The 21769-nt window shown below is 38.1% G+C and carries 21 protein-coding genes; 12 read left to right on the top strand and 9 right to left on the bottom strand.

The window, feature by feature from the left end:
• Positions 1–210: 210 nt before the first annotated feature.
• The 3 genes from AC6CH7_RS10270 to AC6CH7_RS10260 all read left to right on the top strand — a co-directional run bounded on the left by AC6CH7_RS10270 (position 211) and on the right by AC6CH7_RS10260 (position 3616).
• Entirely contained in the window at positions 211–717 is a 507-nt protein-coding gene (locus AC6CH7_RS10270) for a nuclear transport factor 2 family protein (RefSeq protein ID WP_498262607.1), read from the top strand.
• Between the two features lie 279 nt (positions 718–996).
• Positions 997–3156, top strand: coding sequence for an FUSC family protein (locus AC6CH7_RS10265; RefSeq protein WP_498262606.1), 2160 nt, complete (start codon positions 997–999; stop codon positions 3154–3156).
• A 49-nt stretch (positions 3157–3205) separates the two neighbouring features.
• A complete protein-coding gene (locus AC6CH7_RS10260; protein ID WP_498262605.1) occupies positions 3206–3616 on the top strand; it encodes an organic hydroperoxide resistance protein in 411 nt (136 codons plus the stop codon).
• A gap of 72 nt (positions 3617–3688) precedes the next feature.
• Here AC6CH7_RS10260 and bioB read toward each other — a convergent pair whose 3' ends face one another.
• Genes bioB through AC6CH7_RS10240 form a run of 4 tightly spaced genes read right to left on the bottom strand, consistent with a single transcriptional unit; the run spans position 3689 to position 7833 of the window.
• Positions 3689–4699: a biotin synthase BioB gene (bioB, locus tag AC6CH7_RS10255; protein WP_498262604.1), complete on the bottom strand. Its 1011-nt coding sequence runs from the start codon at positions 4697–4699 to the stop codon at positions 3689–3691.
• Positions 4700–4718: 19 nt separating this feature from the next.
• Positions 4719–6068: a magnesium transporter gene (mgtE, locus tag AC6CH7_RS10250; protein WP_498262603.1), complete on the bottom strand. Its 1350-nt coding sequence runs from the start codon at positions 6066–6068 to the stop codon at positions 4719–4721.
• Positions 6069–6095: 27 nt separating this feature from the next.
• On the bottom strand, positions 6096–7217 hold the full coding sequence (gene corA, locus AC6CH7_RS10245) for a magnesium/cobalt transporter CorA (RefSeq protein ID WP_498262602.1): 1122 nt from the start codon (positions 7215–7217) through the stop codon (positions 6096–6098).
• 1 nt (position 7218) lies between these two features.
• Entirely contained in the window at positions 7219–7833 is a 615-nt protein-coding gene (locus tag AC6CH7_RS10240) for a WbqC family protein (protein WP_498262601.1), read from the bottom strand.
• Positions 7834–7871: 38 nt separating this feature from the next.
• Here AC6CH7_RS10240 and AC6CH7_RS10235 point away from each other — a divergent pair, with 38 nt between their 5' ends.
• Positions 7872–8756: a lysophospholipid acyltransferase family protein gene (locus AC6CH7_RS10235; protein ID WP_498262600.1), complete on the top strand. Its 885-nt coding sequence runs from the start codon at positions 7872–7874 to the stop codon at positions 8754–8756.
• Complete coding sequence (locus tag AC6CH7_RS10230) at positions 8757–9773, top strand: glycosyltransferase family 2 protein (protein ID WP_498262599.1); 1017 nt, start codon at positions 8757–8759, stop codon at positions 9771–9773.
• A 43-nt stretch (positions 9774–9816) separates the two neighbouring features.
• Here AC6CH7_RS10230 and AC6CH7_RS10225 read toward each other — a convergent pair whose 3' ends face one another.
• Together AC6CH7_RS10225 and aroQ are read right to left on the bottom strand one after the other, a co-directional pair.
• Positions 9817–10761, bottom strand: coding sequence for a M20/M25/M40 family metallo-hydrolase (locus AC6CH7_RS10225; protein WP_498262598.1), 945 nt, complete (start codon positions 10759–10761; stop codon positions 9817–9819).
• 29 nt (positions 10762–10790) lie between these two features.
• Entirely contained in the window at positions 10791–11210 is a 420-nt protein-coding gene (aroQ, locus tag AC6CH7_RS10220; RefSeq protein ID WP_172662978.1) for a type II 3-dehydroquinate dehydratase, read from the bottom strand.
• Positions 11211–11254: 44 nt separating this feature from the next.
• Between aroQ and xerD the strand changes: the two genes are divergently transcribed.
• Positions 11255–12154, top strand: coding sequence for a site-specific tyrosine recombinase XerD (gene xerD, locus AC6CH7_RS10215; protein WP_498262597.1), 900 nt, complete (start codon positions 11255–11257; stop codon positions 12152–12154).
• On the opposite strand, the gene prmC is transcribed toward xerD, so the two are convergent.
• On the bottom strand, positions 12116–12997 hold the full coding sequence (gene prmC, locus AC6CH7_RS10210) for a peptide chain release factor N(5)-glutamine methyltransferase (RefSeq protein ID WP_498262596.1): 882 nt from the start codon (positions 12995–12997) through the stop codon (positions 12116–12118). The two genes, xerD and prmC, sit on opposite strands and share 39 nt — an antisense overlap.
• Positions 12998–13045: 48 nt before the next feature.
• On the opposite strand from prmC, the gene ribD reads away from it, so the two are divergent.
• From ribD to AC6CH7_RS10185, 5 genes are all read left to right on the top strand, one after another.
• Positions 13046–14101 carry a bifunctional diaminohydroxyphosphoribosylaminopyrimidine deaminase/5-amino-6-(5-phosphoribosylamino)uracil reductase RibD gene (gene ribD, locus AC6CH7_RS10205; protein WP_498262595.1) on the top strand — a complete coding sequence of 352 codons (1056 nt, stop codon included), beginning with the start codon at positions 13046–13048 and terminating at the stop codon, positions 14099–14101.
• The gene (locus AC6CH7_RS10200) at positions 14098–14964 is read left to right on the top strand and encodes an EamA family transporter (RefSeq protein ID WP_498262594.1); all 867 of its coding nucleotides are present in this window, start codon (positions 14098–14100) and stop codon (positions 14962–14964) included. The genes ribD and AC6CH7_RS10200 overlap by 4 nt, the downstream gene beginning before the upstream one ends.
• On the top strand, positions 14954–15571 hold the full coding sequence (locus tag AC6CH7_RS10195; protein WP_498262593.1) for an IMPACT family protein: 618 nt from the start codon (positions 14954–14956) through the stop codon (positions 15569–15571). The genes AC6CH7_RS10200 and AC6CH7_RS10195 overlap by 11 nt, the downstream gene beginning before the upstream one ends.
• Positions 15541–16419, top strand: a complete 879-nt coding sequence (locus tag AC6CH7_RS10190; protein WP_498262592.1) for a nucleoside phosphorylase — start codon at positions 15541–15543, stop codon at positions 16417–16419. Before AC6CH7_RS10195 ends, AC6CH7_RS10190 begins: the two co-directional genes overlap by 31 nt.
• Before the next feature lie 78 nt (positions 16420–16497).
• Entirely contained in the window at positions 16498–16818 is a 321-nt protein-coding gene (locus AC6CH7_RS10185) for a hypothetical protein (RefSeq protein WP_294877500.1), read from the top strand.
• Positions 16819–16895: 77 nt separating this feature from the next.
• On the opposite strand, the gene AC6CH7_RS10180 is transcribed toward AC6CH7_RS10185, so the two are convergent.
• Positions 16896–19181, bottom strand: a complete 2286-nt coding sequence (locus AC6CH7_RS10180) for a GH92 family glycosyl hydrolase (RefSeq protein WP_498262591.1) — start codon at positions 19179–19181, stop codon at positions 16896–16898.
• A gap of 364 nt (positions 19182–19545) precedes the next feature.
• Between AC6CH7_RS10180 and mnmA the strand changes: the two genes are divergently transcribed.
• Positions 19546–20637: a tRNA 2-thiouridine(34) synthase MnmA gene (gene mnmA, locus AC6CH7_RS10175; protein ID WP_498262590.1), complete on the top strand. Its 1092-nt coding sequence runs from the start codon at positions 19546–19548 to the stop codon at positions 20635–20637.
• Between the two features lie 106 nt (positions 20638–20743).
• Here mnmA and AC6CH7_RS10170 read toward each other — a convergent pair whose 3' ends face one another.
• Positions 20744–21766 carry an MAC/perforin domain-containing protein gene (locus tag AC6CH7_RS10170; RefSeq protein WP_498262589.1) on the bottom strand — a complete coding sequence of 341 codons (1023 nt, stop codon included), beginning with the start codon at positions 21764–21766 and terminating at the stop codon, positions 20744–20746.
• Between the last annotated feature and the right edge of the window lie 3 nt (positions 21767–21769).

Below are 21769 nucleotides of genomic sequence, written 5' to 3'. Positions count from 1 at the left end.
GGTCAGTTGGGTTATATCTTTGTATATTATCACTATTCCCTCTTTTTTTTGATAGAGTGAAAATCTGGTATCTCAGAAAATTACTCTTTTATAGACTAAAAAGTGGGTGAAGAAATTATTATAAATGATGTTGTTGTAAATAAATAATCGTTTAAATGGACGCTAAATGAACATTTAAGGTGAAAAAATTAACGCTATACGCTATAAAATATGAAAACAACATTCTCCAATTCATTGAAGATAACATTATTGGTATCAGTTTGTTTTGTTTCACGAAACACAAAGGCCCAGGAAGACCAAGCAAAGGCTGATGCTAAAAAACTATATGACGCGGTTCTTCATTTAGACAGCGTGATGTTTGGCGCATTCAATAGCCGTAATCTGGACGCTTTAAGCAGCATATTTTCAAAAGATATAGAATTCTACCATGACCAGGGTGGATTAACTAATTATAAACAAAATATGGAATCCTTTCAACAAACATTTAAAAGTGAAAGAAAAGTAAGGCGTGAATTGGTTCCCGGAAGCGTTGACGTAAGTCCAATTAAGAACTATGGCGCAGTAGAAACAGGTATCCATCGTTTTTATGCAGCAGAAAAAGACCAAAAGGAAGTGCTAAGCAGTGAAGCAAAATTTATTACACTTTGGCGCTTAAAAGATAAAAAATGGGAAGCAACCAGAATCATTAGTTACTCGCATATGGAGTATTTAAAATAATAGAACCGCTCTTAATAGATTAGCATGCACTAAAAAGAGTCATCATTTGTTTAATTAACATTTTGAATATCAGAATAATCACTTTTTGTTTTGGACAGAAAAATTGGATTCTATCTGTTTTCTAAGGTATTAACGACTTTTTCTGCTATTTTATCGTTTTTTTGGGAATCACAATTTGTTTTGGACACCACATTTTATTATTTTGCAATAAGTGATTTTACTGATACGTAGTTTTAAAAATTGTCAAATTATTGGTGTTTGATCTGCTAAATTTGCAATATGTTTGATCGTCCCATTAGAAGTATTCATGATTTCCTGCTTAGCACTTACTTTGCTGACGGCCTGAGAATTACCTTCGGCGTACTTTGTCCTTCCTTAATTTTAGCTCAGTTTGGAATGCTTCAATATGGTATGACTTTATCTCTGGGAGCTTTATGTGCCAGTGTTGTCGATTCTCCTGGCCCAATTATACATCGCAGAAATGCCATGTTAATCACCACAGTTTTAATTACATTAATATTCATAATTGTCGGGCTTACCAACAGTAATATTTATTTCACAGGAATTGTTATCGCTGCCTTCAGCTTCGTGTTCTCCATGTTCTTTCTTTACGGCTTAAGAGCTGCTTCAATTGGAACTGCTGCATTATTGGTCATGGTACTGAGTATTGACGATATCAGACCGTGGACTGAAGTTTTGTTTTCTGCTCTACTTATCTTTGCCGGTAGCATTTGGTATACACTTCTCAGCTATTTTTTTTACAGATTAAGACCATATAGAATTGTTCAACAAACCCTTAGCGACTCAATCCACTCTGTTAGTGAATTTTTAAGGGCTAAAGCGAAATTTTATCGTCAAAATACTGATTACGACGATAATTATGCTGATTTACTTCAATTGCAAGTCACTGTTCATGAAAAACAAGACGCTGTTAGAGAAGTTTTATTTAAAACTAGAGAAATAGTTAGAGAAACAACTCCTGAAGGCAGGTTCCTCCTATTGGTTTTTGTTGATATGGTCGATCTGTTCGAGCAAGTAATGTCTACCTATTACAATTACAAACAACTTCACGAACAATTCGATGCTTCAGGAATTTTGATACATTACGAATCCGTAATTATAAAAATAGCAGATGAGCTGGATGATATTGCCTTCTCCTTAAAAACAGGAAGTACCCCTAGCCTACCTACCTCACTAATTGAGGACGTTGCTAAGCTAAAAAATGAAATTACTGCACTTGAAGTTAATAACACAGAGAACAAGTACAATACACTAGGTATCATTGCCTTAAAGAATATCGAAGTAAACATAGAAAATATCTTATCCAGAATTAAAACCATCAATGGATATTTCAATAAAAGCGAGAAAAAGAACCTGAAACCACGTAAAATTGAGGTAGAAAGATTCGTTACAAGGCAAAACATCGATTTTAAGCTGTTACTTGAAAACATAACTTTTAACTCTTCAACTTTCAGGCATTCATTACGCGTTGCCATTGTAATGCTCATTGGCTTTATTGTTGCAAAATCACTAAGTTTCTCTCATAGCTATTGGATACTTTTAACCATACTTGTAATCTCTAAACCGGGCTTTAGTTTAGCAAAAAAAAGAAATATAGAGCGTCTGATAGGTACAGTAATTGGTGCTTTCGTTGGTATGGGGATATTGGTATACATTGACGATAAAAATACCCTGTTTGTGATATTACTGATATGTATGATTGGCTGTTACAGCTTTCAGCGCAAAAATTATGTGGTAAGCGTGCTGTTCATGACGCCCTATATATTAGTATTGTTTGATTTCCTTGGTCTTGGGGGTCTTTCCTTGGCCCGCGAAAGAATCTATGATACATTAATAGGATCTGGTATAGCTATGCTGGCCAGCTATTCATTGTTTCCTAACTGGGAGTATGAAAAGCTCAAGGAGGCCATGATAGACACGCTAACGGCTAACATAAAATACTTTGAACAGGTTAAGGTGTTTTATTCAGAGCAGGTTACAGACCTAACCAACTATAAGGTGGCCAGAAAGGAAGTTTATGTAACCACGGCAAATCTGGCCTCACTATTTCAGCGGATGTTTTCTGAGCCAAAAAGTAAGCAGATCATGATGAAGGAGTTACACCAGTTTACAGCTCTAAATCACCTCCTATCATCTTATGTAGCCACATTATCTTTGTATAATAAGGACCATTCTTTTGTTTTTTCAAATTTTGAAGAGCTAAATCCTATTACACAAAACACAGTTTATCTGCTAAACCTAGCTTCTGAGAATCTATTCAAAAATACAGGGGTGGTTAATAACGTTCCATTAATCAGAAGAAATATGAATGTTAACGATGATGAGCAAAGTGATGAGGTTATCATTGCAGAGCAGTTTGACATGATCCAAAAGGTAGCGTACGATATTTATAAACTATCAGAAAAAATTAAATTATAAAACTTTAACTCTGCTGGTGTTGTTATAATTTCGTTGTAAAATGAAAAACATGGAAAAACTGTATACTGCATCGGTGACTGCTACAGGTGGTCGCGATGGACATATCAAATCTAGTGACGGAATAATAGAATTCGATTTAAGAAAACCAAGAGAGCTGGGCGGACAAGGTGGTGCTACAAATCCAGAGCAACTTTTTGCTGCTGCCTGGGGAGCTTGTTATTTAGGCGCACTTGGCTCAATTGCGCAACATGATGGTGTTGATACCTCCGAAGCAACTGTAGATGTGCAGGTGTCTTTTAATAAAGATGGAAACGCTTTTGTTTTATCAGCAGATCTGGATGTACATATTCCAGGGATAACTACTGAAGAAGCTCAGCACCTTGCAGAAAAAGCACACAGGGCGTGCCCTTATTCTAAAGCTACCAAAGGCAATATTGAAACAAGGGTTACAGCTTTGTAGGGCCCTTACAACATAAAAAGAGACCCAGACGTAATACCCCGGGTCTCTTTTTATGTAAAATTCCTCTACTTACTAAACTGCTGCTTCAGTCTGTTTGTCTGCAAGTGTATTCGCAGGTCTTCCATTTTTAAAAGCATCTCTGGTCTTTAAGCCCAACAGCTCAAACATCGCCATGTCGTCAACAAACGCCGGGTTTGGTGTAGTCAGTAATTTATCGCCAGCAAAAATAGAGCTTGCTCCTGCCATAAAGCAAAATGCCTGCTCCAGCGTGCTCATTTCATTTCTACCTGCGGATAGACGCACTACCGAATTTGGCATTACAATACGTGCGGTAGCAATCATTCTAACCATATCCCAAATTGGAACACGTGGTTGTGATTCTAATGGCGTTCCTTTCACAGGAACCAATGCATTTACCGGAACCGATTCCGGGTGGACAGCCATATTTGCTAAGGTCTGCAGCATAGACACCCTGTCTTCAACAGTTTCCCCCAATCCGATAATACCACCGCTGCATACCGTTAATTTTGCTTTACGCACATTTTTTATCGTATTCAAACGATCATCGTAAGTACGGGTCGAGATAATACGTTTGTAATCATCCTCTGAAGTGTCAATATTATGGTTATAAGCATATAAACCTGCATCAGCAAGTCGTTGAGCTTGATTTTCAGTAAGCATACCTAATGTACAGCAAACCTCCATATCCATATCGTTTACGGCCTTCACCATTTCAATTACACGGTCAAAGTCACGGTTATCACGCACTTCACGCCATGCCGCACCCATGCATAAACGAGATGCGCCGCCTTCTTTGGCCTTTACAGCTGCGCTTACTACCTGACTCACCTGCATTAGCGGCTGAACTTCCAGATCAGTATGGTAACGAGCTGCCTGCGGGCAATAAGAGCAATCTTCGGCACAACCACCTGTTTTTATCGAGATCAATGAACTTACCTGTACTTCTGCGTAGTCCTTATTCTCGCGGTGTATCGTTGCTGCTTCGTAAACGAGATCCAAAAATGGCTTATGATATATGACTGATATTTCTTCTTTTGTCCAGTTGTGTTTTGTTGGTTGCATATAATAATGAATAATAGAATTAAAGTAAAAGCTTGCTTGCTAAACCCAGCAGCAGCAAAAATCCGAAAACATCTGTAAATGTTGTAATAATTATTGAAGAAGCAATGGCCGGATCAATTCCAACCCGCTTTAAAATTAATGGAATACCCGCTCCGGTAATCCCGGCGATTAACAAATTACCTGTCATAGCCAGAAAAATCACCAACCCAAGCATTGGATTAGAATCAAAGAATACGGCAAATAAAAATACAATTAAGCCTGTTACGGCACCATTAATAAGACCTACAGTAACCTCTTTCAATACTGTTCTGTATGCCTGATTATCGGTAAGGTCATATAATGAAATCCTTCTTACCGTTACCGCAAGTGCCTGAGTAGCGGCATTACCGCCCATTCCGGCAATAATTGTCATGTAAGCAGGCAATACATCAATCAGCTTAATAGTAGGCTCAAAATGACGGATAACCCCCGATGCAAGGAATGCCGTTCCGAGGTTTAATATTAGCCATGGCAAACGCGATTTGACAGCCTCAATCCAGTTACCGCTTAGTTCCTCGTCCTCCGATACCCCTGATATTTTTAAGATATCCTCAGTATTCTCGTCCTCCAGAACATCAATAACATCGTCAAACGTTACACGTCCAAGCAATTTCATATCGTTATCTAAAACCGGAATACTGGTAATGTTGTATTGAGAAATAAGCCTGGCAACCTCTTCCTGATCTGTATCCGGATGCACCCAGGCAACCTCAGCTTTAACAAGCTCAGTGATTTTTACATTTCCCTTGGCTTTAATGATGTCCTTTAAGGAAACAATGCCCTGAAAAGTATTTTCATCGTCTATTACATAAACAGTATAAAACTCTTCAATCTCTTCGCTTTGGCGGATAATTTCGTCAATAGCATCTTTTTTGGTTAGGTTTAGATTTATACGGATAAACTCCGTGTTCATCAAACCACCCGCAGTTTCTTGGTGGTAACTTAACAAGTTACGAATGCTCGAGGCATCATCTTCACTCAGATCTCCAAGAATTTCTTTCTGCTCGTGTTCCTCAAGTTGAGATATGATGTCTGTAGCATCATCATAATCCAACTCCTCAACAATCTCTGTCCGCTTATCGGGATGAAGCTGAAGTAACAGTTCTTCGGGATGCGACTCCTCATGCATCTCTGAGATGACTTCAGAAGCAATCTCTACGGACAACAGATTGATAATACGTTGCTTATCTTCTTTAGCTAAACTTTCAAATAAGATCGCAATTTCAGACGCGTGATATTCTTCGAGAATAACCTTTAGTTCCTCATCACTACCGCCTAAAGCAGCCTTAATCTTAGATACGTCTGTTTTGTCTAGATCGAAAGATTGCATAAGCCGCTAAGGTAAGAATAATCAGTCCTATTTAAACCATCCTTTACGCCAGAAATATATGATTTGTGCTACCGCAATAAGCCCCATACCTATCATTGTGTATAAATACCCATGGGCAGCATATAGCTCAGGCATATTTTTAGGCAAAATTTTCCCTGTAAGTGGGTCCTGGATAGCAAAATTCATTCCGTATATACCTGCAATAAATGTCAAAGGAATAAAAATGGATGAGATAATGGTAAGCACCTTCATAATCTCATTCATTCTGTTGCTGATCATTGATAAGTACATATCCAAATTACTGATAGATATCTCCTTTAAAGACTCCACGACATCAATAATCTGGATGCAATGATCATACGCATCTTTAATATAGAGCTTTGTTTGCTCGCTAACTAAAGGACTATCGCTTCTCAGAATATCATTTAATTTATCCCTTTCCGGCCAAACTACCCTGCGAATTCCAATCAGATTTCTTTTAATCATCTGCGTATCGAACATCACCGTTTTATCGGGTTTATCAAATAAACGGTCTTCAATAGCATCTAAATCCTCTCCCCATGAACCTAAAATCACAAAGTAAGTATCCACGATAATATCCATTAGGGCATACATTAAGTAGCTGCTTCCAGCTATCCTGATGTTGCCTTTTCCGCCTTTTAACCTGGATCTTATGGGTTCAAGGCAATCCTCATAATTTTCCTGAAGCGTAAACAATGCATTATCTGTAAGTAAAAATGACACCTGAACATTATCCAGGTCTTTATTTTCATCGAAATGAAGCATCCTGCTTACCGCATAATCGTAACTACCATATTCTTCAAACTTTGGTCGCTGATAAGTACGGGTAATATCCTCTAATACAAGCTTATTTACGTTAAAATCAGCAGATAAGGTTTCGAACATTGCTAATGAATCAAATCCCTTAATTTCAATCCAAAACGTAAAATTCTTATCAGAAACAATTTGAGCTACATTATTTAAAGAACTAAGCTCTTTAACCTCATAATGCTCAGCATTGTATTTATAAAGCTTAATTACAGGTTTTAATGCATTTTCATCAATGAATATTACACCGGGGCTAGATCCTGCTGCCGGCAACGAATACTTTTTGTGCTTATGATGTTTACGTTTTGCTTGTTTAGTCATACTACATATATGATTTGGATTGTGGTCCCTGGTTAAACAACAAGTCTACAATACTTAAATTTGGCTTAAACCCTTCCCTATCATCAAAAACCTGAAAATAGGACTTATATATCGTATTATCATCTACATTTTTAAAATGTATTTTATTAGTCCTGTAGTCTAATTCAGGAGCAATATCATCAATATATTCAGAAGTAAAATTAAGTTTTACATCCTTTTTTAACTGTTTCAATAACCATTCCAACAGCTCAAGGTTATAATCAAACAGAAATTCAAATTTATTATGATAAAAACGGGCAAACTCATCCTCATAAAACTCGAAGTAGGCCGAATTGCGGTAGCAGCTTTCAAGGCTCTTCCAATGGAGCCTTTGCCAGTTAAAATCGTTGCTTATTTTAACGTCTTTAACCTTTGTATGTACTTTATTGCCCCTAATAACCGGCACAATAAGATCCAAACTTCCATTTGGCGAGTATATTTTAGCTCTGTTTCTATAGGTCTGTTTAGGGAAATGCTCTTCCTTTTCAATCAAAAAGTTACCGTCAAAGTCTTTTAAACCAGAAAAATAACTGATAGGTGGAAGATAAAAAAGTGGGAATATAGCTGAACTTTGCATCTGATAATTTATGTTTGCATTCTCAATTCGCCAAATTAATGATAAAAAAAAGCTTTTCTTCTACAGGAATATTTTTTTTGAACTTTTTGTCTCTGCTCCCAACCTCTTTGTTGTATTTCTTTGCGGCACTTCTATACTATCCGCTATATTATATTCTAGGCTACCGTAAAAAAGTTGTTCGCCAAAACCTGGTCAATTCCTTTCCTGAAAAGAGCATTGAGGAGATTATTAAAATTGAGAAAGCATATTACAGGCACTTTACACGATTAGTGCTCGAAACAATAAAAATGGCTTCCATTTCTGAGTCAGAACTCAAAAAACGCGTTAAGTTTAACAACCTTGAAATAGTAGAACAACACGTTAAAAATGGTCAAAGCATATTAGCATGTACAGGGCATTATTGTAATTGGGAATGGGGCATGCTGGCACTTAGTTTGACGCTTTGCCCACAGAGCTATGTAATCTTTAAGCCAATTAACAATGAACTTTTTGACAGCTGGTTCTATAAAATGAGAACCAGATTTGGCAACCGATTTATTGCTATGAAACAGACACTTAGAGTATTGGCATCTACCAGGACTGAGCTCACTATGTTTTGTTTTGCAAACGATCAAACGCCTGTTGGACATGAAATACAATACTGGCTCCCATTCCTCAATCAGCGCACACCAGTATTACTTGGGTTAGAAAAAATAGCTTTACAAACCAACAGACCAGTAATCTATTTCAAGATGAAACATATAAAAAATGGTTATTATGAGGTAGATTGCGAGACAATTTGTAACGATCCAAGTAAAACTACCGAACATCAAATTACCAACATGAGTTTCAATATCCTTGAAAATATGATCAATGAAAACCCTGCATACTGGTTATGGAGCCACAGGCGATGGAAACACAATAAACAAGAAAACGCAGGATAAATGGAACCAAGTGTAGCAGTAGTGATCTTGAATTGGAATGGGCAGGCTTTGCTTCAGCAATTTTTACCCGGTGTAATTCAATCTAAATACAGTAATTTACAAGTAATAGTGGGCGACAATGCTTCTACTGATAATTCAGTTGAATTTGTTCGTACCAGCTACCCTGATATCAGGATCATACAAAACGATGCCAATTACGGATTTGCCGAAGGATACCGTAAAATACTGGAGCAGGTAGATGCTGAATATTACGTGCTTTTAAATTCAGATGTAGAAGTTCCGCAAAACTGGATACAACCAGTTATAGATATGATGCAAACCGACAGCAGTATTGCCGTTGCCCAGCCTAAAATAAAATGGCAAAAAAACAGAAAAGAGTTTGAATATGCCGGTGCAGCCGGTGGTTACCTTGATCTTCATGGATTTCCATTCTGCAGAGGCAGACTGTTCGAGACAGTTGAATCAGACCATGGTCAGTACAACGACTCCAGTGAGATATTCTGGGCCAGCGGAGCTGCCCTGTTTATAAAAAGCAAGCAATGGAAAGAAGTTGGCGGTCTGGATCCCGATTTCTTTGCCCACATGGAAGAAATTGACCTTTGCTGGCGCTTAAAAAACCTCGGCTACAAGGTTGTTTACTGTGCTGATGCAGAAGTATATCATGTTGGCGGTGGAACTTTAAGTGCTAATAATCCCTATAAAACGTATTTAAACTTCAGAAACAATCTGATTATCCTTCAAAAGAACCTGCCCATAGGCGATGCTTATTCGAGGATATTTATTAGAATGTGTATTGATTTTGTAGCCTGGATTCATTTCCTGCTGCAGGGAAAAACAGATTTTGCTTTTGCCATTAACAAAGCGCATTTTCACTTCCTTAAAAGCCTATCAGCCAACTCGAAGAAAAGAACAACTAAACAAATCAGCTTTCAAAAACACATTGGCCAGTATCCATCAAGTATTGTGTACGCCTACTTTATAAAGAAAATCAGGTTTTTCAGTCAGTTAAAAAGCTAAATATAAGACGGTTTTAAAAATAGCGCGGCAAGCGGCAACAATATTACTCCTTTTTCTCAGGAACAAACGATATTCCTCCTTCTCTGCTTGCTACACTCACAATTGCGCTATAAATATAATCGCAAACCAGTTTTTCACCAGCTATATTGATATGCTCAATATCATCCTCTGGAGTATGGTATTGAGGATGCCCGCCAGTATGAAAACCCAATACTGAAATGTCCTTTTTATAAAATGATACATGATCCGAGCCACCAACATCATAAGCAATTACAATCGGGTTAATCCCCACCAGCTGGCCCAGGCTTTTCATTAAATCCATACCGCCATCAAAAGAAGCAGCCCCGCCCATATATAATTGCTTTTCAGCATTCATTCTGCCCACCATATCCATATTCAGCATCAGCTTAATAGAAGATAAAGGAATCAATGGATGCTCAACAAAATACCTCGATCCCAATAGACCTTGCTCCTCGGCACCAAAAGCAATGATAAGCACACTGCGTTTTAAATCTTTTCTGTTGGCTGACAATTTCTCTGCAATTTCCAGTAACGCAGCCGTTCCGCTGGCGTTATCATCGGCACCAAGGTGTATGCCAACAGTATCAGGCTTTTTAGACGAAGGCCCACCCATTCCCAAATGATCGTAATGAGCACCAAGCACAATATACTCATGCTTTAAAACCGGATCACTACCTTCAATAAAACCAACAACGTTCTGGGTTTTAACTCTTGGGGTATCCGTTACCCCTTTTTTAACCCTTATGTTAGCTATAAATTCCTGAACATAACTACCATTAACAGGCTTAATTCCAGCCCTTTTAAAGTCTTTAATCAAATAACTAACAACCTTCTTATTTTCTTTAGTTCCGGGGAAACGGCCTGCCATTTTTGGCGAGGCAAGGAATGAAATATGCCCCAGGATTTCCTTTTCAGTAACATCAGTTTGTGCAACAGCGCCAAAACCTACGACCGAACAAACGGCCATCAAAAAACAAGTTTTAATCTGCATGCTTACTAGCCCTTTAGCAGACTTTCAATTGCCAGTCTATAGCCATCCATCCCAAATCCCGTTAATACACCTCTACAGTTCTTTCCTGTAAGCGAAACATGTCTATACTCCTCTCTTGCATAAATATTTGAGATATGAACCTCAATTACAGGAGTTTTAATAGCTGCAATTGCATCAGCAATAGCTACCGAAGTATGCGTATAAGCGCCACCATTAAGTACAATACCATCATAATCAAACCCAACCTCATGCAGTTTATTTACAAGCTCACCCTCAACATTACTCTGATAATAATCAATCTCAATGATGCTGTACATTTCACGCAATTGCGGAATATATTGATCAAAGCTTAAATTTCCATAAATACCGGGCTCTCTAACCCCTAAAAGGTTTAAATTTGGGCCGTTAATAATTTGTATCTTCATCAGTTCAAACTTAAAGCTAAAAACTTACATCAGAAAATTTTTGTGTGATTAATAACCCCTATTTAAAATCGTTTAGAGACTATCTAAAACTGGAACGCTCGCTGTCCGGCAACTCTATTGATGCCTATCTTACCGACATCGATAAGTTGTTCCAGTACTTCGAATCTATAAATAAAATCACTAATTTAAAGGATGTTACCAGTAACGACTTAAAGTTATTTATCACATGGATAAATGAACTGGGAATGCTCCCAAGCACACAAGCCAGAGTAATATCAGGCCTAAAGTCGTTCTTTAGTTTCCTGTTATTGGAGCAGATCATTACTATAGATCCTACGGCCCTATTAGAATCACCCAGGTTATCACGTAAGCTGCCCGACACACTCAACATTATCGAAATCAACCAGTTAATTGACGCCGTTGATGCGTCCAAACCAGATGGGATGCGAAGCAAAGCAATACTTGAAGTACTTTATGGATGCGGATTAAGGGTTACAGAACTTATCAGCCTCAGAATATCCAATATATATTACGAAAACGAGTACATAAAAGTAATTGGAAAAGGAAATAAAGAACGTATAGTACCCATTGGAGCCACTGCCCTAAAATTCATTAAAATCTATATAGAAGAATCCAGGGTCCATATTAACATAAAAAAAGGATTTGAAGACTATATCTTTCTAAATCGTGGCGGAACCGGGCTATCAAGAATCTCCGTTTTTACAATGATCAAAACTTTAGCTATAAAAGCGGGAGTAAAAAAGAGCATCAGTCCCCACACCTTCAGGCATTCATTTGCCACTCACTTAATAGAAGGCGGTGCCGATTTAAGAGCAGTGCAGGAAATGCTTGGACATTCGAGCATCACCACCACCGAAATCTACACACATCTGGACAGAGATTATCTAAAAGGAATCATTACGGAGTTTCATCCCAGAAGCTAAAATCATTCGATCCTTCCCTTGAATATCTTTTCTTAACTCTATGTTTACAAATGATTTACCAGCCAACATCCGTACTGTTTCTTCACCTAAATATTCATTAATCTCGAAACACAAAAGACCATCATCATTCAAACTACTAAGTGCAAATTCTGCAATTGCCTCATAAAATATCAATGGCTTTTCATCAGATACAAACAGGGCTAAATGAGGCTCGTTTTCCAATACGTTTTTATGCATAGCCTTTTGCTCTTCCATTGTAATGTAGGGTGGATTACTCACTATCACATCATACTTTTCAGCACTTTTATAGCTCAAAATATCTGCATGAATAAAGTTAACCTCCGCATTGTTTAACAGCGCATTCTCGCTGGCAATTGCCAAAGCACTCTCAGAAACATCAATAGCACTTACTTTAAAGTTCTTCAGATTCTTTTTCAGTGAAATGGCGATACAACCACTCCCTGTACCAATATCTAAAATACTACCATTCTTACGCGTTTTAAACTGATCTGAACCCCATCTTTCAATAATCCAGTCAACCAGCTCTTCTGTTTCCGGTCGCGGAATCAACACAGCGCCACTAACTTTAAAAGTTAAACCATAAAAAACAGTATCTCCAATAACATACTGCAAAGGTTCACCGGTTTTTAACCTGTTCAATGCCTGTAAATACTCATTATACTTAACATCTTCTATTTCAGCATCTCCATTTAACATCAACTGGCTCCTATTGAAACCCGAAACATGCTCTACAGTAATATTGAAAATAGAAATTATTTCCTGTTCATCGTAAATGGCTATTAACTCACTGGTAAAATGACGCAATAATTGCTTTAAATTCATGTTATGCAAAAGTAAGTAAATCGAACAATATACCTTACTTTTGCTGTAATGACAGACCAACTATATATGCAGCGCTGCCTTGAATTGGCAAAAATGGGAATCGGAAGTGCTAGCCCAAACCCACTTGTAGGCTGCGTAATAGTAAGTAATGGCCAGATAATTGGCGAAGGATACCATAAAAAATTCGGCGAAGCCCATGCAGAAGTAAACGCCATAAACGATGTTCTCAAAACCCATGGAGATAAAGCAGCCGAATTGCTGGCAAACGCAACTGCTTACGTAAGTTTAGAGCCCTGTGCTCACTTTGGCAAAACCCCTCCCTGTGCAGATCTCCTTGTTAAACACCGGTTAAAAAAGGTTGTTATCGGTAATACAGACCCATTTGCAGATGTAAACGGAAAAGGAATAGAAAAGCTACAAAATGCAGGTGTTAAAGTAGAAACAGGCATTCTGGAAAACGAATGCAGCTACCTTAACCGTCGCTTTTTTACCAGAATAAAACAACAGCGCCCATTCATCATCCTTAAATGGGCTACAACAGCAAATGGATACTTTGCCCCAAAAAACACTGTACAGCAATGGATAAGCGGTCCGCTTTCAAAAAAGTTGGTACATAAATGGCGAACCGAAGAAGACGCCATACTTATTGGAAAGCAAACCGCAATTGCCGATAATCCACAATTAAGTGCCAGAGAATGGCCCGGCAAAAACCCGGCAAGGATACTTATTGACCGCAATCTGCAGGTTCCAGCAAGCAACCATCTATATAATAACAGCGCAAAAACCATCGTTATAAATGAAGTAAAAACAGAAGTACAAAACAATGTTCACTTCATCCAGATGGAAGATATGCAGTACTACCTGCCACAAAAAATAGCTTTCCAGCTGTACCTTATGGATATCCAATCTGTCATAATTGAAGGCGGGGCAAATATCCTTAACCAATTTATTCAGAGTAATTTATGGGACGAGGCAAGGGTTTTCACCTCTGCTACCTCCTGGCAAGAGGGCATTTCCTCTCCTGTAATCAATGGAATAATAACAGAAGAACATTACATAAAAAAAGACAAATTAACTATCTATCAAAATAATCAAAACAAATGATTTACCTGCTAATAAGCATTTTTTGCAGCGTTACTGTTGGTGTACTACTAAAGTTTGCCAAAAGATATAAAATCAATATCCTTCAGGCAGTTACGTGGAATTACCTCTTTGCTATTGGCTTAAGTATTTTCTTTTTTAAACCCGGTTTCAAAGACCTTGCTTCCACATCACATTACGATATTTATTTTGGTCTTGGGATTTTGCTGCCACTTATATTTTGGTTCCTTGCAGGTTCAATCAGAAACATTGGCATTGCCAGAACAGACATTGCACAGAGATTGTCCTTATTTATTCCAATCCTGGCCTCCTATTTCCTATTCAAAGAACACTTTACTATCACTAAAATATGCGGACTCGCCATAGGCTTTATAGCCATATTTTTCACCTTATATAAAAAAACAAAGCAAAGAAGCACCGTAGGCAGCTGGTTTTACCCGCTAATAGTGTTCGTAGGTTTTGGAATAATAGACATCCTTTTTAAGCAGGTAGCGCAAATCAAATCAATACCATATACTACTTCATTAACCATCATCTTCATTTTAGCTTTTACCATTTCAATTGTAGCTATTCTATACTTCAGGGCATTCAAAAACCAAAAACTGGAACTGGTTAACTTCCTTTGCGGATGCGTGTTAGGCTTCTTTAACTTCTTCAATATCCTGTTCTACCTTAAAGCACATGGTGCAATGGCACAAAACCCATCAACCGTGTTTGCCAGTATGAATATGGGTGTAATTATTCTGGGCAGCCTTATCGGAATATTTGTTTTCAAAGAAAAACTAAACAAGTTGAACTACTGGGGTCTGTTTTTAGCGCTTGCCGCTATTATTTTAATAACACTATCTAAGATCTATGCTATTTGATGACACCTATAAAACCATATCCGCCGCTTCCGAAGGGATTTTTAAGGATAAAGGAAGCAAATTTATTGCTTATGCCTACCCAATCCGTTCAGATGAAGAAATAAAAAACCTCCTTCAGAATCTTCGGTCAGAACATCCAAAAGCCCGTCATTTTTGCTGGGCACTACGCTTAAGTCCTGATAGAAGCATATTCCGAATTCAAGACGATGGCGAACCATCAGGCACAGCCGGCAGACCTATTTTAAACACGATGCTCTCGGCTGATATAACAAATATCCTTATTGTAGTAGTTAGGTATTTCGGTGGCACGCTACTTGGTGTTCCAGGTTTAATTAACGCTTATAAAACAGCTGCTGCAGAAGCAATTAAAGAAGCTGATGTTATAGAAAAAACAGTAAACGATATTTATGAAATCACCTTCGATTATCTGGCTATGAATGATGTAATGCGCTTAATGAAAGACGAGCAGCTGAATATCCTTGATCAAAACTTTGATAACTCTTGCGTGATAAAATTTGAGGTAAGAAAGGCACATTTAAATACAGTATTAGGTAAATTAGATCAGATTGAGAATATATGGGAAATAAAATATCTGAAGCAGACCTGATTATTAATCAGGATGGTTCCATTTACCACCTGAACCTACTGCCCGAAGACTTGGCTCCAACGGTAATTACAGTTGGCGATCCGGACAGAGTTTCAGAAGTTTCTAAACATTTCGATAGCGTAGAGCTTAAAAAAGGAAAACGCGAATTTATAACCCATACAGGTTATTTAGATAAAAAGCGTATCACCGTAATTTCTACAGGCATTGGAACAGATAATATCGATATTGTTTTTAATGAACTTGATGCCCTTGTAAATATTGATTTTGAAAAGCGGGAAGTTAAAAAAGAATTAACCTCATTAGATATTATTCGCATTGGTACCTCAGGTGCGATACAGCCCGACATTCCAATGGGGACTATACTTGCCTCTTCTTTCGGACTGGGACTGGATGCCTTAATGCAGTACTACATGCATGAACTATCTGGCGATGAACATAGTATTTTAGATGCCTTTAAATCACGTTTTTCGCATATTAAAGGCATTATTCCCTACCTTACAGCAGCCGACAATACACTGCTGAACACCATAGGAAGTGATATGGAACAAGGAATCACCGTAACTGCTCCCGGTTTCTATGCGCCACAAGGCAGGCAGGTAAGAGCTAAGAATGCCATGCCTGATTTTATCAATTTATTAAATAATTTTCAGTATAGTAACTATAGAATTACTAACTTAGAAATGGAAACCGCAGGAATTTATGCGTTGGCAAAAGCTTTAGGCCATAAGGCCCTGTCAGTAAATGCAATACTTGCAAGCCGAGTTAATTTCCAGTTCAGTAAAAATCCGGCAGCAGTTGTAGACAAGGCGATAAAAATGGTTTTAGAGAAAATAATCAAACAAAAATAATGCGTCCAATGTTCATTCGGTATGATTAATGTACATTCAATAGAAATGTTTGGTCAATAGAATTAAATTAAGAATAATATGTTTGGGAAAATAAAAGAGAGATTCGTGCTATCTGTGGTAAATTCTTCGCTGGCTGGTTACGAAGCGAAAGATTTAAATACCGGAAAAAGACTGATCTCTGTAATTGCGGGTGTATATATCTTACAAAAAGGAATCAGAAATATTCGTCAACATCCATTTACTGGTATAGAAGAAGTAGCGCTGGGAAGTATCCTGCTGTATAATGCAGCAAGTGGTTTAAACAAAAAAATAATTAAAAAACCAACCGAAATATCGGATATAAGAAGAAATCAAATTCAGGGCAATGATCCAAGATCTGATGTACCTGCGTTTGTTTAGAAACGAATTCAGCGATTAAACAGAAGAGGTCGATAGTTGTTATATCGGCCTCTTCTGTTTAGCATTATTTAAACCCCCTATTTCTTAACCGGTTTAGATGTCATATAAAACGTCAGCTTACCGCCACCGGTAATATCAGAATGCTTTATCGTAGTTCCAGCAAGTTGTTTTCCATTTAACAAAACCTTCTGAACATACACATTCTTATCACTTTGGTTTATAGCTTCAACAGTAAACGCTTTTCCATTTTCAAGCGTTAACACTGCATTTTTAACCGCCGGACTTCCTAAAGAGTAATCTTCCGATCCTGGAGACACAGGATAAAAACCTAAAGAAGAAAACATATACCATGCACTCATTTGTCCGCAATCATCATTACCACCAAGTCCATCAGGCGTAGGCTTGTACTGCATTTTCAAAATCATACGTATCTTTTCCTGTGTTTTCCAGGGCTGTCCAATCCAATTGTATAAATAAGCCACATGGTGAGCAGGCTCATTACCATGCACATATCCACCAATAATACCTTCTCTTGTGATATCCTCAGTTTCGGCAAAAAACTCATCAGGAAGATGCATAGAAAACAAAGAATCTAACCTTAGTCCAACCTTTTTATTGCCACCCATTTGCTCAATTAAAGCTTTAGGATCCTGAGGCACAAAGAAACTGTAGTTCCAGGTATTTCCCTCTATAAATCCTTGGCCATGCGTGCTTAATGCATCAAATTCCTTTTTAAACGAACCATCAGCCATTTTGGGTCTCATAAAACCGATAGACTTATCAAATACATTTTTCCAGTTTCCAGAACGCTTGGTAAATTCATCATAAACATCCGTTCTGTTTAGCTTTTTAGCCAGCTGAGCAATACACCAATCATCATATGCATACTCTAATGTATTTGAAACCGACGTTCCGCTGCGCTCTGCAGGAATGTAACCCAAATCAATGTAATCACCTATGCCCTCGTAGTCACGGTGATTAGCAGTCGTGATACAAGCATCTAGTGCCTTGTTAGCATCACCATTATATACGCCTTTAATAATTGCATCCGTTAAAACAGAAACACTGTGGTAACCACTCATACACCAATTGTCATTTGCATAATGAGACCATATCGGAAGCATTTTAAGTGCACTCTGATCATAATGTGCCATCATCGATTTTACGATATCGTTGTTCCTGGCAGGCTGCATAATGTTCAGAAATGGATGCAAAGCACGATAAGTATCCCACAAAGAGAATGTGGTGTAGTTGTTAAAGCCATCGGCTTTATGCACGTTCTGATCCAACCCTTTATATTCTCCATTTACATCGCTATAGTTTGTTGGATTGATAAAAGCATGATACATTGCAGTATAAAAATTAGTCTTATCATCTTCTGAAGCATCAATTTTGATCTTGTTAAGCTCCTTATTCCATTCAGCCTGTGCCTGCAGTTTTACCTTATCAAAATCCCATCCCTGAGTCTCTGCCTGCATGTTTTCTAATGCATTAGCCTGACTAACCGGAGATAACGCGAACTTTACCTTGATCTTTTCCTGCTCTTCAGTTTTAAAATCAAAGTACATTCTGATGCGTCTTCCTGCTATATCAGGGAAATTTTTAGTTTGGTCAAACTTTCTCCAGAAACCTTTATAGGTCTGAGGTTTATCGAAATTCTTTTGTCCATAAGAAACAAACGGTTTAGAAAATGACATGGCAAAATACACCGTACGTGTACGCGCCCAACCGTTAGTTTGTCTGTAACCTGTAATTAAAGTATCATTCACCACACGCACAAAAGTCCATACCGTTTTGTCGTCATAGTTATAAATGCCCGACATCAAATCCAGTATAATATGCGATTCGTCAGACTTTGGAAATGTATACTGATGCATACCTACCCTATTTGTTGCGGTAAGCTCAGCTAGAATATTGTCATCGTCTAGTTTAACCTTATAATATCCAGCCTCAGCGACCTCATTATCATGAGAAAATGCTGATCTAAAACCCGATTTGGGATCATCTGCGGTACCCGGATTTAACTGTAGCTTTCCTTGAGTTGGCATGATCAGAAAATCTCCCAGATCAGAGTGCCCGGTTCCACTAAAATGTGTGTGGCTAAACCCTACAATCGTCTTATCCTCATACTTGTACCCTGCGCAATACTTATAAACTTCGCCATTATACTTGCCATTCAATTCGTACGACAAAGTATCTGTATCCGGGCTTAGCTGAACAGATCCGAAAGGAACCGTAGCCCCTGGATAAGTATGTCCCATTTTTTGTGTTCCAATAATAGGCTTCACATATTTTACCAGGCTTTGCTGTGCATTGACAAGCCCCGGGGCCGATAAAAAGCAGTACAGGAGGATTTTTTTCATATTTAACTTTAGTTCTATTTTTTTATGATTGTCTAAGGTATAAAAAAATCATGCAAAAAACAGCTTTTTAAGTCTTGCTATAACGTTTGATCAAAATATTTCTCACTATCCTTTAATCAACCCTATTCCTCCTAACTATACCTCTATTCATTTCCTCTCAATTCGGCTAAAATTCAGTGTCGGGAAGAGGGCCTAGGAACCATTTGCCCCCTTCAGCGCAATTTGTTCCAGCCCGAAAACAGATCACTTAATTTTACTTTGACAACAGACTGACGTCCTGATTAAAAAATTCCCATTAAAATCACTTACTTTTGCACCTTATTTCTAATCACCGGGCTTTGAACCCGAGGCAGTATTAAATAACATGAGTAAAAGAGGAAGAATATTGGTCGCCATGAGTGGCGGTGTCGACAGTTCAGTAGCAGCAGTAATGTTACACGAACAAGGTTATGAAGTTATTGGGCTTACCATGAAAACATGGGACTATGCCACATCAGGCAGCAGCAGTAAGGAAACAGGTTGTTGCAGTCTGGATAGCATAAACGATGCCCGCACACTTGCTGTAAACTATGGCTTCCCACATTACATCCTTGATATACGCGACGAGTTTGGTGATTTTGTAATCGACAATTTTGTTGATGAATACCTTGCAGGTCGTACCCCAAACCCATGTGTGTTGTGCAACACCCACATCAAATGGGAAGCACTATTAAAACGTGCCAACAAACTGGATTGCGAATTTATTGCAACTGGACATTACGCAAACATCAGACAACAAGATAGTGGTCGTTACGTAATCTCTAAAGGAAAAGACGAAAACAAAGACCAATCATATGTACTTTGGGGTGTTTCTCAGGAAAACCTTGCACGTACCCAGTTTCCTTTGGGCTCTTTTGCTAAATCTGAAATCAGACAAATGGCATTGGACATGGGACAGGAAGAACTTGCTAAAAAAAGTGAAAGCTACGAGATCTGTTTTGTACCTGATAATGATTACCGTGCTTTCTTAAAACATAAAGTTGAAGATTTAGAAGACAGAGTTGCCGGCGGTAATTTTATCACTAAAGACGGAATGGTAGTTGGACAGCATAAAGGCTATCCATTTTACACCATCGGCCAACGTAAAGGACTTGGAATTGCCTTCGGCGAACCAATGTTTGTAACCCAAATCATGCCTGAAAGCAATACCGTGGTACTTGGGAGAGCCGAAGATCTGGAAAGAAACGAAGCGCTGGTACGCAACGTTAACCTGGTAAAATACGGAAGTATTTTAGAGCCAATGGATAACGTTGTTACTAAAATCAGATACAAAGATGCAGGTATGCTTAGCACTATCGTTCAGGAAAAAGACAAAATGCGCGTGGTATTTGACCATAATGTATCAGCAATAGCACCCGGCCAATCAGCAGTTTTCTATGAAGGAAACGATCTGTTAGGCGGCGGTTTCCTTTGCTAAGGATTTAACCATATCCAATCATAAGGGTATAAAAAAGGTAAGATCGTCATCTCGATGCAAGCTGTCGAGATGACGATGTGAGCTGTCACGATTCAGCACCTTTAATTTAATTTGTCAATTTAACCGCTTTAGAGGCAAAATATTCTTCGAGATAAGATTTTACCTCAGCTTTTTTTACGTTATCATCAATAAAGCTATCCAGAGAGGTCAAGCCGTCATCATAAGCGCCAATAAACCGTGCCTTATCTTCAGTAGCAGTCGACAGCCAACCTGTAATATTCACTACCTGTCTACCATTTATGGTTTCGATTTTCAATTTGCTCATATCCCCACCAATAGAGCTAAAATAGATCTGGGCCGAAGAATTTGCATTTAAGTTCCGTAAGTCAACATCATCCAAATAGCCAGTAGTTAAGCCAAATGTTCGTTTTATTGCGTAGCGTAAGCCCTCCATAATGATATCATCTCTATTTAGCTTTTTAGCTTCTGCCTGATAAACGGCGTCAAATTTTGACCCCATTTTTAGCCCCGTCAAAACATGTGTTCCATATTTATTAACAAGCTCCTGAGCACTTAACAAAGTAATATCTCTTTTAAAATCGGCCGTTAAAAAGTTATTTACAGATTGCTCATAGTAAAACTTATATCTTTTCGAAATCCAGAAAAGGTAATAATAACCATAAATATACTTTTTATCTGTAACAACTGTTCCAGGGAATGCCTTCTCTATGGTGTTTCTAAAAATGTTCAGACCCATAGTTTGGCTAAATGAATTGGAAAATTTTTCTGATAAATCTACCGCATTTTCAGCCTGAATGGTTCTCCATGAACCCTCTGTACCTCTGATTATGTTAATTCTAGAAGAGCTGCTGGCAGCATAATTTGGAATATCAATGACACTTGCACGTACAGAAACTTCGTCGTTGTACTTATCTGTCGCGTCGTATCCAAATCCTAAGAAATTATAGGTTTCAGAAGACAGATATAAAGGCAGGGTTTCCTCTGTTGCTCCCTTAACTACCAGTTCAATATCTGGTGATAATTTCTCCTCAATTATGATTTCTTCAGATTTTTTCTTGCAAGAGGCAAACATGACAAAGGCTGCCATGATAAGAATTGCTTTTTTCATTTG

The organism is Pedobacter sp. GQ55, from assembly GCF_059758925.1.
This window is presented reverse-complemented; position numbering and strand designations above follow the sequence as displayed.